Origin of the sequence: Pseudomonas sp. B707 (assembly GCF_022496685.1) — a bacterium.
GTDB classification, from domain to species: domain Bacteria; phylum Pseudomonadota; class Gammaproteobacteria; order Pseudomonadales; family Pseudomonadaceae; genus Aquipseudomonas; species Aquipseudomonas paraglycinae.
In genome coordinates this window covers 196,672-211,873 of sequence record NZ_WTVE01000033.1, presented here as the reverse complement: position 1 = coordinate 211,873, position 15,202 = coordinate 196,672, and the positions used below count along the sequence as shown (strand labels likewise).

At 62.8% G+C, this 15,202-nt stretch carries 7 protein-coding genes and 1 pseudogene; 1 reads left to right on the top strand and 7 read right to left on the bottom strand.

All coding sequences use genetic code 11. From position 1 onward, the window contains the following. Window positions 1-161 precede the first annotated feature (161 nt). Complete coding sequence (locus GQX66_RS23275) at window positions 162-2,447, bottom strand: ATP-dependent DNA helicase (protein WP_240871722.1); 2,286 nt, start codon at window positions 2,445-2,447, stop codon at window positions 162-164. Continuing rightward, window positions 2,444-4,096: a VRR-NUC domain-containing protein gene (locus tag GQX66_RS23270; RefSeq protein WP_240871720.1), complete on the bottom strand. Its 1,653-nt coding sequence runs from the start codon at window positions 4,094-4,096 to the stop codon at window positions 2,444-2,446. Before GQX66_RS23270 ends, GQX66_RS23275 begins: the two co-directional genes overlap by 4 nt. A gap of 196 nt (window positions 4,097-4,292) precedes the next feature. Between GQX66_RS23270 and GQX66_RS23265 the strand changes: the two genes are divergently transcribed. Next, entirely contained in the window at window positions 4,293-4,517 is a 225-nt protein-coding gene (locus GQX66_RS23265; protein WP_007951417.1) for a YgdI/YgdR family lipoprotein, read from the top strand. Between the two features lie 59 nt (window positions 4,518-4,576). On the opposite strand, the gene GQX66_RS23260 is transcribed toward GQX66_RS23265, so the two are convergent. The 5 genes and pseudogenes from GQX66_RS23260 to GQX66_RS23240 form a co-directional block, all read right to left on the bottom strand. Further along, window positions 4,577-4,951, bottom strand: coding sequence for a hypothetical protein (locus GQX66_RS23260; RefSeq protein WP_085745715.1), 375 nt, complete (start codon window positions 4,949-4,951; stop codon window positions 4,577-4,579). A gap of 239 nt (window positions 4,952-5,190) precedes the next feature. Further along, window positions 5,191-7,044 (bottom strand): polyurethanase, encoded by a 1,854-nt coding sequence (locus GQX66_RS23255; RefSeq protein ID WP_240871719.1) that lies wholly within the window; start codon window positions 7,042-7,044, stop codon window positions 5,191-5,193. 100 nt (window positions 7,045-7,144) lie between these two features. Then, window positions 7,145-8,833: pseudogene (locus tag GQX66_RS23250) on the bottom strand (polyurethanase). Between the two features lie 57 nt (window positions 8,834-8,890). Continuing rightward, window positions 8,891-11,977 carry an autotransporter serine protease gene (locus tag GQX66_RS23245; protein WP_240871717.1) on the bottom strand — a complete coding sequence of 1,029 codons (3,087 nt, stop codon included), beginning with the start codon at window positions 11,975-11,977 and terminating at the stop codon, window positions 8,891-8,893. A 164-nt stretch (window positions 11,978-12,141) separates the two neighbouring features. Beyond that, on the bottom strand, window positions 12,142-15,093 hold the full coding sequence (locus GQX66_RS23240; RefSeq protein ID WP_240871715.1) for an autotransporter serine protease: 2,952 nt from the start codon (window positions 15,091-15,093) through the stop codon (window positions 12,142-12,144). Window positions 15,094-15,202: the final 109 nt, after the last annotated feature.

Sequence of the window (15,202 nt, the reverse complement as noted above, 5' to 3'; positions counted from 1 at the left end):
TCTCGTCTTGAGGGATACCGGTGGCCGGTCCTTTGACTAAAGACCGGTTTTCGGACTTCATCAAAGACAAGATATTTACAACGTATGTCACTGTTTTGTATGGGAATTAATCCTACAGTTAACGATGGAAATCACCCTGTTCAAATTCCCGGAAACGTACGTCAACCCGACAGGTTTCCTGCGCATTCACTCCCCTCCAGCGACCACCAGCGCGGCAGCAATTGGCGGATCCGGCTTTCGGCAAAGCGGTCATCGATCAGCATCACCACGCCGCGATCCTGCTGGGTGCGGATCACCCGTCCGGCGGCCTGCACCACTTTCTGCACGCCGGGGAACAGGTAGGTGTAGTCGTAACCGGCGCCGAAGATCGCGGCCATGCGCCGCTTCATCTGTTCATTGACCGGGTTGAGCTGGGCCAGCCCGAGGGTGGCGATGAATGCACCGATCAGCCGTGCGCCGGGCAGATCGATGCCTTCACCGAACGCGCCGCCGAGCACGGCAAAACCGACGCCCTGGCTGTGGGCGGTGAATTGATCGAGAAAGTCCTGCCGCGCGCCTTCGGTCATGCCCCGGGATTGCTGCCAGCGGGTGATGTGCGGGTGCCGCTCGGCCAGCAGCTGCGCGACCTGTTGCAGGTAATCGAAACTGCTGAAGAACGCCAGATAGTTGCCCGGGCGTTCGCTGAACTGGCGGGCGATCAGCTCGACAATCGGTTCCAGCGACGCTTGCCGGTGCGTGAAACGCGTGGAAATCCGGCTGACGATCTGCACCTGCAATTGTTCGGCGCTGAACGGTGACTCGACATCGATCCAGACCGTGTCGACAGGGGTGCCAAGCAAATCCGCGTAATAGTGGCGCGGGCTGAGGGTTGCGGAAAACAGCACGCTGCTGCGCGCCGCCGTCAGGCGCGGGCCGATGAACGCCGCCGGCACCACGTTGCGCAGACACAGTTGCGATAGCGGGCGTTTGCGCTCGAGGTCGCGCTTGCTGATGTCGAACAGGTAATGCGCGTCGAACAGTTCTGCCACCCGGCCGAATTGCAGCATCTCGAAGTAGAAATTCTGCAAGGCGCTGTCGAGCCCTTGCGGGTGATCGTTGAGGTAGTCGCCGATGCTCGCCGTGCAGGATGAGAGCGCCTGCAACAGTTTTTCCGGCGCCCTGTCGTAGGCCTGATACGGCGCCAACTGGTCATTGTGCAGGGCGTTCCATTCGCGGTTGACCCGCTGCAACGATTTTTTCAAGGCCTCGGGGGCGGTTTTGCGCACGCTGCCCAGCGTCGCCTGATCGAGAGTGGCGCTGTACATCTGCCGCCCGCGCTCGACCAGGTTATGCGACTCGTCCACCAGCACCGCAACGTTCCATTGATTGAACTGGGCCAGACCGAACAGCAGCGCGCTGAAATCGAAGTAATAGTTGTAGTCCGCCACCACCACGTCGGCCCAGCGGGCCATTTCCTGGCTCAGGTAGTACGGACACACTGCGTGCTGCGCCGCGACGTCTCGCAGCGCGGCTTGATCCAGCAGACGTAGTTGGCTGGCGGCTTCGCGGGCAGCGGGCAAGCGGTCGTAAAAGCCCTGGGCCAACGGGCAGGATTCGCCGTGGCAAGCCTTGTCCGGGTGTTCGCAGGCCTTGTCCCGGGCGACCATTTCCAACACCCGCAGCGGCAAGGTTTCGCTGTGATCGAACAGCACTTGCGCCGCATCCAGCGCCAGTTTGCGTCCGGGTGTCTTGGCGGTGAGGAAGTAGACCTTGTCCAGTTGCTGCGGCGCCAACGCCTTGAGCATCGGAAACAGGGTGCCGAGGGTCTTGCCGATCCCGGTCGGGGCCTGGGCCATCAGGCAGCGGCCAGTGCTGACGGCCTTGAACACCGATTCGGCGAGGTGACGCTGGCCGGGGCGAAACGCGGCATGGGGGAAACCCAGCTGCTGCGCCGCCCGGTTGCGCGCGTCGCGGTGGGCCATTTCCTGTTCGGCCCACGCCAGGAACAGACCGCATTGTTGTTCGAAGAACTGCCGCAGCGCATCGGCGCTGAACGCTTCGACCAGACAGGTTTCCTTTTCCGTGACGATGTCGAAGTACACCAGCGCCAGATTGATCTGCTCAAGTTGCAATCGACAGCACATCAACCAGCCGTAGATTTTCGCCTGGGCCCAATGCAGCGAACGGTGATTGGCCGGTTGCTTGCTCAAATCGCCGCGGTAGGTTTTGACTTCTTCCAGGCAGTTCTGCGTCGGGTCGTAGCCGTCCGCCCGGCCCTTGACCTTCAATGGCCCGAATGCGCCCTCCAGCGCCACTTCGCTCTGGTAGGCGTCGTTGCGCCGGGACGCCACGGTGCGATGCCCGGCAATCCCCTCCAGCGCGGTCGGTGACGGGGTGAAGCGCAGGTCGAGGTCACCGGTTTTCGCGGTGAATTCGCATAACGCCCGCACCGCGATGCTGTAGCTCAAGCGCCCTGCTCCGCCCATTGCACGTAACACACGGCGACCGGCATCCGGTGCGTGTTGCAGAACTCCAGCCAGCGCAATTGGTTGTCCTGCAAGCGATCGCCCGGGCCTTTGACTTCGATCATCCGGTAGGTCTTGTGCTGTGGCCAGAACTGGATCAGATCGGGCATGCCGGCGCGATTGGCCTTGATGTCCAGCAGCAGACGGCTGAACCAGTGCTTGAGGTGTTCGGCCGGCAGACAGGCCAGCGCCTGCTCCAGCAAATCTTCATTGAGCGCGCCCCAGAACACGAACGGCGACTGCACGCCCCATTTGGCGGCGAACCGCGCGCGGATGGTGTCGGCATAGCGGCCATCGTCGAGTTGGGCCAGACAGGCCTGAAACAGCTCGGCGCGTCGGGGCTGGAAGTCTTCATTGAGGAGATCCACCGGCCCGCGCTGGAACGGGTGAAAGAACGCGCCCGGCAGCGGCGCGAAGATCGCCGGCCAGCACAGCAGGCCGAACAATGAATTGATCAGGCTGTTTTCCACGTAATGCACCGGGCCCGTTTCTTCGTGCAGGTGCGCCTGAACGTGATATTCCACCGACAACGCCGGATCGAGACGCGGCAGGTGCAGATCCAGCCGCTCCACCAGGCCGGGTGCCGTGCGTTTGATCGGCGGTCCGCCGAGCTTGCGCCGCAGGCGCGGCAATATCCGTTGCAAGCCCTGCTGTTCGGTGGCGGTTTCCGGCGCCTGCTCGGCAATGACCGCCAGTTCCAGAGCCAACGCATACTCGGCGCTGCGCTCCAGCACGCGGATCATCCGCAATCGTGCGCCGGGATAGGCGCAGTCGCGATAGATCTTAAGGGCCAGGGCGAATTCGCCGAGGCGCTCGCAGTATTGGCCGATCTGGAACAACAGCTTGCCGCGCCGGCGTTGCAGCCACGGGTTGTCGAAATGCAGCGCCGCGACCTGTTCGACGATCGGCTCCAACGGCTCGCCGGCTTCGAAATACAGCTGGCAGTCGTGCAGAAACAGGCAGGCATCGACGTCGGCACGGCTGCGCAAACCCCGGGAATCGGCGCTGAACTCAACTTTTTCGTAGGTGAAGATGCCGAGGTCGGCGAGCACGAACTCCGACCAGTCCTGATAGAGGTTGCCGAAGAACATCAGGCGAAAACGGTCGCACAGGTCCATCAGCGTCAGGCTGAACAGCCGATCCGCCAGCGTTGGGCACCATTGCCGGAAAATGCGGGGCTCGGGGAATTGTTCGTGCAGCAGCGGCAGCCAGTCGACTTTCTTGCCCCGGGGCTGATCGATGGCCGGGCCAAAGGCTTGCAGGATCTCGGCCTTGAGCAGCACCTCGAACAGATCCGCCATCGACAGCGGCGCCTGTTCATCGAGCCAGCCCTGCTCCAGCAGTGGTTGCGCCGCCTCGGCGATGTCGCCGATTTCCGGATAATTCAGCTTGCCGGCGCGAAAATGCACGCCCTTGCGCATCACCATCCGCACCAGCAACCCCTGGGATCCGCGCGGCAGTGCCTTGAAGTCGCGGATGAAGCCGTGCTCCGCTTCGCTCATGACATCGGCGTAACGAAGCTCAAGCCAATCAAGCACCTGGCGGAAGTTGTTGAGGTAATAGAACGGATCTTCGAGGGAATTGGCAGTCACGGTGATTTCGGGGCCATGGCAAGCGAGTACTGGTTATGCGTACAGATACCAGCCTGCCCCGGCGGGCGCAAACGGAAAAAGATCAGTGGCACCTTCATTGCGGAATTTTTTCAGGTGGCCATCGAACTTTCTCCGGCGTAATGGCACCAACCGCGTTAGAGGCCGACAATGGTCGAAATGAACAGGAATGCTGCTTATGAAAATCAAGACTCTCGGGATCCCGTTGGCTGTTGCGGCCCTGCTGACGCTGGCCGGTTGCTCGACCCCGACGGTGGTCACCCTGCAGAACGGCACCCAGTACCTGACCGAGGACATGCCCGATACCAAAAACGAGGACGGTTTCTACGAGTTCAAGGATATTTCCGGCGCCAAGATCCGCGTGCGTGCCGACGAAGTGGCCACGGTGCGCAAGGAAGACTGACGGTTCCCCCATCAAAAAAAGGCTGCGTTCCTGGTGGAGCGCAGCCTTTTTTGCATTGATCAGCGGGGTAATGCCATGCCCGGGAGGGAACCGTCGCAGTTCAACGCGCGCTCGCCGCGCCGGACCATTTCTTCCTGCAAGCGCTGGCAGCGCTGACGTTCCTGCTGCGCCATGCGGTCGATGCTCAGGTTGCCGGTCATTTCCGGCTCATGGTCTTCGCCGATGCGAACGGTCACGAACGGTTGTTCGGGCTGGATATGAAAGCGGCTTTTCTCTTCGACGGGTTTGACGTCATCACTGTCGGCAGGTTTTGGCAGTTGATCGGTGGTGACGCCATAGCGGCTCAGAATCGAGCTGTGAGGCAGATCGGCCCAGGCATTGGCCGACAGCAGCGCCAGTCCCGCGATACCGATAAACCTCTTGAAACCTTTCACGTGTGAATCTCCTGTACTCGTTGGCGACCCTTACATGACGAACGTTGCCGTCATGGCTTTAGGCCGCATTTCCTGTTGGTGCAGGGATTGGAGTCAGGGAGTGGCTGGTGAGTCACTTTCAATACCGCGTTATCGTTCAATCGCGAGCAGGCTCGCTCCCACAAAAGGCCGGTACTCGGTCAAGAGTGGGAGCGATGTTCGACGTGCTCGCGAAGGCGCCCTTGCGGGCGCCACTAACGTCAGGCAATCACGATCCCGTCGCCACTCAGACTGTTCAACGCAACCCCGACCAGCGTGACCGAATCCGCGCCGAACTTCAGCACCGTATCCTGCCCCACCGCCGTGGCATGGGCGCGGAAGTCGTCGCCCGGCAACACGCCCTGCACGCCGAGGAACAGCAGTTTGTCGTTGGCGGTGTAACCCACCACGCGATCCTGGCCGAACGCGCCGCTGAACAGGAAGGTATCCGCCCCGCCACCCGACTCCATCAGATCATTGCCGGCGCCGCCGACGAACACGTCGTTGCCCGCCCCGCCGATCAGATGATCGTTGCCGTCCAGGCCGAACAACCAGTCACCACTGGCCTTGGCCTTGAGGGTGTCGGCGTCGCCGGTGCCCTTCACGCTTGATTCGTACTGGGTGACGTTGTTGCCGACCTTCAGACCGGTCGCAGTGACGGTGTGGGTGACGTCGTCCTTGAACAGGCCCCAGAGGAAACCCGGCTCCTTGGTGACGATGCTGCCGATGTCGCGGGTGATGCTGATACCGCCGTTGGCATCGCGGATGTACAGGTTGCCGGCGCCGTCGTTGGCGAAGTCGAAGGTATTGACCGACTTCTGCAACTCCAGGGTGTTGTTGCCCGAGCCGCCGAGCAGGATGTTGTAGCCCCCGCCGTCGCGGAACGTGTCGTTGCCGGCGCGGCCTTCCAGATAATCGTTGCCGCTGCCGCCCTGGATCAGGTCGTTGGCGTCGCTGCCGATGATGAAGGTGCTGCCCTTGTGGGTTTCGGCGTTGCGGTTCAGGTCCTGCACCCAGGTGTTGGCCCGCGCCGGATCCGACAGGTTGGCGACGATGATCGTCGAGTCCTTGCTGGTCAGGTCGTAGAACTTCGATTCGATCACCCGGTTCATGCCATCGCCGTAGGCGGTCGGCAGGTGCGAGATCCAGGTCGGAATGTTGACGATCGAGAACGGCAGCACGTTCCACGCCGCCGAAGCGTAGTGGTCGTTGAAGCTGACGATGTTGTCGGTCGCCGACTCCTTGGGCGCGTCGTGCACGCCGAGCGAGGCGCCGGTGAAGGTCGAGCCGTCGAGCGCGCGGAACACCGGATCGTTTTCGTAGCCGACGTTGAGCACCTTGTCGTTGCTGCTCTGGGTCGGCGAGGCGTAGGCGATGTAGTTGGAGTCCTTGAAGAACCCGCCCCATTTGCTGGTGCTCAGGTCCGCCATGCTGTTGACCGCCAGCCCGCCGAGGCTGTGGCCGCTGACCAGCACGTCTTTGCCGGTCAGGCCGTTGGCCTTGGCGAACGCCACCACATCGTTCATCAGGTTGCCGAAGGCTTCGCCGACGTAGTTCTTGGCGTAATCCTTTGGCCCGAATGCAGCGAGCAAGTCGTTGATCACGTCACCGATGGAATCGCCGATGAGGATTTCCCGTGGGCCGCTGGTGCCGCGAAAGGCGATGCCGATTTCCGTCAGATGGCCCTGAGCGTCGTATTTGCCGAGGATTTCCACCTGAGCGCTGGTGTAGCCGGCTTTTTCGCCGAAGAAGGTGCCGCGCGCATCGGTCTTGCCTTCGTAACCCAGTTGCGAGGCGGTGATCGGGGTCCAGCCGGCTTTTTTCACCGCGTCGAGTGCGGCTTTTTCCGAATCGGGGTTCCACGGAATGCCGGGGATCACGCCTTGGGAATCCGTGCCGCCGATCAGCGCGGTCACCAGCGTGGCCGGCAAGCCGAGGCCGAAGCCGTTGTGCTGATAACCGACGGCAAAGCCGTTATCGAGGTTGTGGTAGGAATACAGCGTAATGGCCATGGCGTCGCTGAACAGCGCCTTGGATTCCGCCGTACCGAAGTTCTTGTAGTCATACACACCCATTGCTGTTGCCTCTCTTTTTGTTGGAATTGTTCAGAGATAGCTCACAACCAGAACGCCCCTCCCGAGGCGCCCCGGAGCATTTCAGTACAACGTTCGTTTGTCAGGCGAAGACGAAACTCGAATCCGACAGGTTAGCCACACCGACCCCGACCAGCGTCACGGCAAAGTCGCCAATCTTCAGCACGGTATCGCTTCCGGACTGCGACGCGTGTTGCTTGTAGTCGTAGCCCTGCCCCGCGCCTTCGACGCCCATGAACACCAGTTTGTCGCTGCCCTGGTAGCCATTGATCGCGTCGAAGCCGAAGGCGCCGCTGAACAGGAAGGTGTTGTTGCCACCCACCGCGCTCATCACGTCGTTGCCGGCGCCGCCGACGAAGGTCACGTGGGCCTTGTCGCTTTGCAGGTGATCGTTGCCGCCCAGGCCGAACAGCCAGTCGCCGTCGGCGGTGGCCTTGAGGGTGTCGCCCATGGCGCCGCCGCTGAGCGAATGGTTGTACTGGGTCAGTTCGGCACCGTTGGCCAGGCCTTTGGCGGTGACGGTCCAGGTGATTTCCTTGCTGCCCCACCACGAACCCGACTCTTTGCTTACCAGCGCGCCGATGTCACGGGTCATGCTGATGCCGCCGTAGGCGTCACGCACGTACAGGGTGCCGTCGCCGTCGTTGGCGAAGCTGAAGTTCTGCAACGGTTTTTGCAGTTCGAAAGTGTTGTGGCCCTGGCCACCAAGCAGGATGTTGAAGCCGCCGTCGTCACGGAAACGGTCATCGCCGCCCAGGCCTTCGAGGAAGTCGTTGCCCGCCCCGCCCTTGAGTCAGTCACCGCTGTCGGTGCCGATGATGAAGGTGCTGCCGGTGTGCGGCTCGCCGCTGCGGCCCAGATCCTCGACCCAGGTCTTGCCCCGCGATGCTTGCTCAAGGTTGGAGACGATGATCGTCGAGTCCTTGTGCGTCAGGCCGTAGAACTTCGACGCGATCACCCGATTCAGGCCGTCGGCATACCCCAGCGAGCTGTGGGCCGACCAGTTCAGCGGATTGGCGATGCTGAACGGCACCAGGTTCTGCGCGGTGGATGCGTAGTTGTCGTTGAAGTTGACGATGTTGTCGGTGGTCGAATCGTGCGGCTTGTCGTGCTTGCCCATCGACGCGGTACTGAACGTGGTGCCGTCGAGCACGCGGAACACCGGGTCGTTCTCGTAACCGATGTTCAGCACGTTGGTGCCGGTGCTGCTCTGGGTCGGCGAGGCGAACGAAATGTAGTTGGCGTCCTTGAAGAATCCGCCCCAATTGCTCGCGCTCAACTCCGCCACGCTGTTGACCCCGAGACCGCCGAGGCTGTGGCCGCTGACAAGTACGTCCTTGGCCGCAATGCCGTGGGCGACAGCGAACGCGGCCACCGATTTGAGCAGGTTGTCGAAGGCGTTTTTCGCGTACTGAGTGGCGTAGTCCGACGGGCCAATGGCAGCCAGCAGGTTGTTTTTCATGTCGCCGAAGGTGTCGCTGTAACCCAGCCCGCCGGTGCCCCGGAAGGCCACGCCGATGCCGATCAGCTTGCCCGCGGCGTCGTACTTGCCGAGCACTTCGGCTTCGGCGCTGGTGAAACCATCCTTCTCACCGAAGAACGTACCCTGCGCCCCGACTTTGCCCTGATAGCCCAGCGCCGTGGCGCCGATCGGCTTCCAGCCAGTGCCGGGCAAGGCCTGCCCGGTCGGCGTGTAGGCATACAGCGTCAGGGCGATGGCGTCGCTGTACAGCGCTTTGCCGTCGGCGTTTTTGTAATCGAACAATCCCATGTTGTGCTCTCTCTTCCTTTCAAAAACGGCAGTTCTCGAAAGAACTGCCGCTACCCCTTAGAACTGCCAGTCCAGCGTCAGGCCCACACCGTGGTCCTTTTCGTTGGAGCCGATCAGCCCGTTGTAGTCCAGGTTGACCCGGACATCGCGATTGAGCGCCAGCCCGGCGCGCACGCCGACTACCGCTGCATCTCGATCCATCGACACACTTTGCACGGTGAACGCACTGTTGCCATTGACGAAGGCCAAGTGACTGTCGGAATCCACGCTGCTCAGATTGTGCTGCCAGCCCAGGCTTGCGCCCAGTTCCAGCTGGTGTTTCTCCGACAGGACAAACGTGCGCTTGGCCCGCACACCGAGGGTCGACAACACCACATCGCGGTTGTCTTCACCACCCTTCAGTGCGGCGGCATCACCCTTCTCGGTGAAGCTGTCGCTGTTGAGGTGCACGTAGGCCAGATTGGCGAACGGCTCCAGGTTCATCGGTTGCAGGCCCAGGTCGTAGGCTGCTTCTGTGAACAGTTGCGCGGTGGTCGCATCGCGCTTGGTCTTCTGTTTGCCGCTGACGCCACCGAACTGCAGGTCACGTTTGACGTCGATGCGATGCCAGCTGTAAGCCGCACCGGCGGTCAGACGCAGTGCATCGATCTGATGCCCCAGGTACGCGCCCAGATGATAGCTATCGACCGAGGCGGACGAATGTGTACCCTCGCCCATGCTCAACGAGCTGTCGCTATAACCAGTAACGAAACCCAGACGGGTATCTTCAGCGATCAAGCCGTCGACACCGGCCAGCAGGCCACCGATGGAGCTGGTGGAATCGGCGTATTTCGACCCGCCATCGCTCTTGCCCCAGGCGCCCAGCACTTTGAGCCAGGCGTTGCTGCGGTCATCGGTCGGCGCGCCGGCATCGAACAGATCGCGCTCACGCAGACGTTCGCCCACGGCATCGCGCAGGTAGCGGCTGTCGTTGATCAGCAGCGTGCCGATCGCCGGATGAATCTCGCCGGACAATTGCTGGAAGGCCTCCTGCGCAGCGGCCGCCGACGGCGACAGCAACAGGGTTTCGAACAACGCATTGCCGGCGCCGAGGCGTTCGGCAGCAGCGCCGACCGCGCGCTGGTTCGGGGTCAGGCCGACACTGGCGAACGAGGCGCCGTTACGTCCAACCTCCAGTTGCACGCCACCTGATGAGTAATCGAGGGTGCCGCCGAGGAACGCATAGTTAGGCAGCACCTGACCAAAGCGCCCCTGAATCCCGCCTGTTGCCTGCAGGATGTTGAACTGACTGCCGAGCAGCGATTTCACGTCTTCGGTGGTCAACAGCGTCGGGCTGTTTTCCAGGGACAGACTGACGGTGGCGCCCTCAATTATGGCGGTGCCACCGGCGACGATCCGGTCGCTGCTGGTCGGCGACACTTCCACCGCATAGGTCGAACCCGGTGCGAAGGTCACGTCACCCGCCACGTTCAAGGTGCCGATGGAATTGCCCGGCGCCACGGTGCCGCCGCTGTTGGCGGTCAGCGCGGCGATCCGGCCGTTACCACCGAGGATGCCGCCGTCATTGACCGTCACCGCCGATTGCAGCGAGCCATTGATTGCCAGTCGGCCCTGATTGACCAGGGTCGGGCCGCTGTAGGTGTTGTTGCCGGTCAGCACCAGAGTGCCGATGCCTTGTTTGGTCAGACCACCATGGCCGGAGATGTTGTTGCGCCAGGTGTCGAGCCCGCAGGTGATGTCGTTGCATACGCGTTCGGTGGGTTTGCCCGCATCGATGATTGCGCCGATGCCCGGCAGATCGGCCACGAACTGGCCGGAACCGTAGGCGCCCTGGATGCGGAATTCTTCGGGGATGTCCTGCTCGGTGACGAACATCGCCGGGCCGTCGATGCCCTTGCGCAGGTTGATCATGCCCCAGCCATACAGGGCGTCGATGCCCGGTGCGCCGAGGTCGGTGGCCGTGGTGCGCAACACGCTGGCGACCTGATCGCCGGACATGTACGGGAAGCGCTCCATCAGCACCGCCATGGAGCCGGCCACGTGGGGCGCGGCCATCGAGGTGCCGTTGTAGTTCTTGTAGCCGGTGGTCAGGTTGTCGGCGTTGGTGCCTTCGATGATCGAGCTGTAGATCTGCGTGCCCGGTGCCGAGACGCAGAAACTGGCGGTGTAGCCGCAGCGCGAAGAGAACGTACTCATGATGTACGGATTGGCGCTGGCCTGATCCGGGTTCCTTTGCAATGCGGCGACGGTGATCCAGTTCGGCGCGATGTCCGGCACGAAGTAACCGAGGCCGGCGATGGCGTCCGGGTTGTTCAGGTTGTAGTCGTTGCCCGCCGCGAAGATCGTCACGATCCCGCTGCGTGCGGCGGCGATTGCACCGTCGTAGGCGCCGCCGGGTTTGGTGCCCAGCAGTGTGCGGATCTCGTTGAACTGCAGTTGCGCGTCGTTGACGGTGAAGTGCGGGTACGCCGGGTCACGGCCGCCGAGGTCGAAACGGTCGGTGATGCCGATGCCCCAGCTGTTGTTGATGATCCGCGCGCCGCTGGCGATCAGCGCATCCCAGCCGGCCTTGTACACCGCGCCGTCGTTGCCGCGCACGATGCCGTCTTCCGGGCCCGGGTCGCCGTTGTCGGCGCTGATGATCTGCGCGCCGAACGCCACGCCGTGCATCGGCCCGCCGTCACGGCTGCCGGCAGCGATACCGCCAACGTGGGTGCCGTGGGCGCCGAGTTTGCCGTCGGAACCGACCGAGGGCGAACCGTCATAGCGGAACGCGTCCCCCGCTTTGACCGGGATGTACGGGTCGGTGTATTCGCGGATCCCCGAGGTCACCAGGGTGATGACCTTGTTGCTGCCGGAAAACTCCGAGTGCGCGGCGTAGACCGGTTGGTCGAAAATTCCCAGTTTCACGCCTTTACCGGTGTAACCGGCGGCGTAGGCGTAATCCGCGCCGATGGCGCCCAGGCCCCAGTCGGCCTTGAACTCGGCACTGCGCCAACTGCCCGGATCCCCTGCCCGGCCGCTTTCCACGTAGGGCGCCGCGTGTGCGCTACCCCAGGTGGCCAGCGCGCAGAGCAAGGCGACGTTGAGAGTTTTCAGGCGAAAGCATCCACCCGATTGCGCGGGGGTGTTGTTGTTTTTCATCCAGCGACCTTCCTTAGTGATGTTGCGAAAAATCCGTGTGTTCAGCCCCGTGATCGTTCCCACGCTCCCGCGTGGGAACGCAGCCCGTGACGCTCCGCGTCACTGGACGCGGAGCGTCCCTAGAGGCATTCCCACGCAGAGCGTGGGAACGATCATCCGTGTGTCTAGAACTGCCAGTTCAGGCTCAGGCCCACGCCATGCTGCTTCTCGCGGCTGGCCAGTTGTCCGGTGTAATCGAGGTTGATCCGCACGTCGCGGGTCAGCGCCAGGCTGGCCTGCACGCCGATCAGCGCAGCGTCGCGCACCAGTGGCGAGCTTTCGACCGTGTACGGCGCGCTGCCGCTGGCAAAACGCAAATGCTGTTCGGAGTCGATGTCGGTCAGGCTGTGCTGCCAGCCCAGGTGTCCGCTCACTTGCAGCTTCTGCGCGGACGGCAGGTCGAAGGTCTTGATCGCCCGCACGCCGAGGGTGCTCAACACCGCGTCGCGCTGGTCGCCGCCGCTTTTCAGCGCGGCGGCGTCGCCCTTCTCGGTGAAGCCGTCGGTGTCGAGGTGCACGTAGGCCAGGTTGGCGAACGGCTCCAGGGCCAGCGGTTGCAGGTTCAGTCGATAAGCCGCTTCTCCGAATACCTGAGTGGTGGCGGCATCGACCTTGGCTTTTTGCCTGGCGCTGACGTTGCCGTACTGCAAGTCGCGTTTCACATCGGCGCGATGCCAGCTGTAGGCCGCGCCGGTGCTCAGGCGCCAGGCGCCGATGTCGTGACCGGCGTAGGCGCCGAGGTGATAGCTGTCGACCTTGGCCGAAGAATGCGTGCCCGAGCCCATGCTCAGCGAGCTGTCGCTGTAACCGGTGACCAGACCGATGCGGGTCTGCTCGTCCAGCGCTCCGTCGACACCGGCCAGCAGGCCGCCAATCGACGTGCTGTATCCAGCGGTGTCGTGCTGCGAATCGGTTGTGCCCCAGGCGCCGAGGGCCTTGATCCAGCCGTTGTTTTGCGCGGCATTCGAGTTATGTAGGCGTTCGCCAATGGCGTCGCGCAGTTGCCGGCTGTCGTTGATCAGCACCGACCCGAGGGCCGGATAGATTTCGCCACTCAACTGTTGAAAGGCTTGTTGCGCGTCACCGGCGGTGGCCGACAACAGCAGGCTTTCGTAAACCGAACTGCCCGCGCCCATGCCTTCCACGGCGGCAGCCACAGCACGTTGATTCGGTGTCTGGCCGACGCTGGCGAACGATGTTGCGTTGCGCTCGACATTCAAGCCGATGCCGCTGTCGCTGTAGGCCAGGCTGCCACCGATGAACAGATAATCCGGCAGCACCGCACCGAACCGCCCCTGAATGCCACCTGCCGCTTGCAGAATCTCGTACTGCCGGCCGAGCAGGCTTCTGGCCTCGGTGGTGCTGAGCAGCGTCGGGCTGTTTTCCAGCGACAGGCTTACAGTAGCGCCGTTGATGGATGCAGTGCCGCCGGCGACGATGCGGTCGCTGCTGGTGGGAGACAGTTCCACCGCGTAGGTCGAGCCTGGCGCGAAGGTCACGTCACCCGCCACGTTCAACGTGCCGATGGAATTGCCCGGAGCCACGCGGCCGCCGCTATTGGCGGTCAACGCGCCGATCCGCCCGGAGCCACCGAGGGTGCCGCCGTCGTTGACGGTTACGGCCGAAGTCAGCGAACCGTTCACCGTCAGCAGACCGCCATTGACCGTGGTCGGCCCGCGATAGCTGTTGTTACCGGTCAGAACCAGTCGCCCGTCGCCGGACTTGATCAGACTGCCCTGATACACCCGACTGGCAGCCGCTGCATCGCGAGCCATGCCCACGGCGTAATCGGTCTGATCCTGTTGACTGGCGCCGGCCGGCACGCCGTTCTGCCAGCCTTTGTTTTGCAGGGTTTGCTGCCAGGCGCTGTGTTCGGCGAGGTCTTCGCCCTGGCGCTGGATCAGCGCCTTGTCGCTGATGTCATTGCTCCAGACATCGCTCTGCCCGGCTGCCAGGTTGGCGTCGAACGCTCCGAGCAATTGCCCCGGACCGCGCATCGCCCGGTACAGGTTGGCTACGCCCCAGCCGACTCGCTCGGTGGGCGCGTCGGTCACTGAACCGTCGAGCTGGGTAGCGGTGGTCAGCAGCACTTCGAGAGCCTGCTGGTTATTCATGTACGGATAGCGCTCCATCACCAGCGCCAGTGCGCCGGTGGCGTGCGGCGCGGCCATCGACGTGCCGGACTTGATCGCATAACCGCCGTCGGGAATGGTGCTGTCGATCTTCGCCCCCGGCGTGGTGATGCACCAGTATTTGGCGATGCCGCACTGGTTGTACTTCTGCTGATTGCTTTGATCGAGCCCGGAAACCGCCAGCCAGTGGCCTTCCAGATCCGGCTGGAAGTACGGCAGCGCCGAGCGCACGCTGGCATTCGGGTAGCCGCTATTGCCAGCGCTGAACACGTTGATCACGCCTCGACGGGAAACATCCACTGCCGCATCCAGCCAGGTGCCTTTGTTCCAGTGCTGGGCGTAAGCGGCGTGCAAGTCCGCGAGGGTTCGGTAGCTGACATCCGGTGGCTGGCTGCCCCAGCTGTTGTTGATCGCCCGCACACCGGCATCGGCCAGAGCGTCGTACACCGCTTTGAAGTAGCGCGGATCAGGATTGGGGCCGAACAGGAAACTGTCGTTCTTGTTGGTGTTGCCGACGTAGATCTGCGCGTTGTACGCCACGCCATGCATGCCGGTGCCATCGCGGGATGCGCCCATGGTGCCGACCACGTGGGTGCCGTGGGAGTCGTTGTTCGGGTTGAGGGTGCCGTTGACATTGAACAGCGAGCCGTCGATATAGCTGCCGCTGGCCAGTACCGGGTGATAGCGGTCACGGGCGAACTCGGGATGGGCGGCGTCGAAACCGGAGTCCAGCGCGCCGATTTTCACGCCCTTGCCAGTGATGCCGGTGGCGTAGGCCTGATCGGCCTGCATCCGGTCCAGGCCCCAGTCACGCAGGAACTCGGCGCTGCGCCAACTGGCCGGATCGCCGGGTTGTCCGGATTCCAGGTACTGCGCCTGAGCCTGGGTCGAAGAAATCACAAGCAGCAGGGTGCCGACCGAAACCGGCTTGATGCGTACGTCCATGTTCACCACTCACTTTTATTGTTTTATGCAGGTTGATTCTGCGGTGTTGCCCATTCCCCTCACCCCAGCCCTCTCCCCAAGGAGAGGGAGCTGATCGAGGTGTCTTGCG

Coding starts and splice junctions, on each gene's coding strand:
- GQX66_RS23245 (WP_240871717.1), bottom strand. CDS start 11,977: ATGAAAAACAACAACACCCCCGCGCAATCGGGTGGATGCTTTCGCCTG.
- GQX66_RS23255 (WP_240871719.1), bottom strand. CDS start 7,044: ATGGGTGTGTATGACTACAAGAACTTCGGTACGGCGGAATCCAAGGCG.
- GQX66_RS23240 (WP_240871715.1), bottom strand. CDS start 15,093: ATGGACGTACGCATCAAGCCGGTTTCGGTCGGCACCCTGCTGCTTGTG.
- GQX66_RS23265 (WP_007951417.1), top strand. CDS start 4,293: ATGAAAATCAAGACTCTCGGGATCCCGTTGGCTGTTGCGGCCCTGCTG.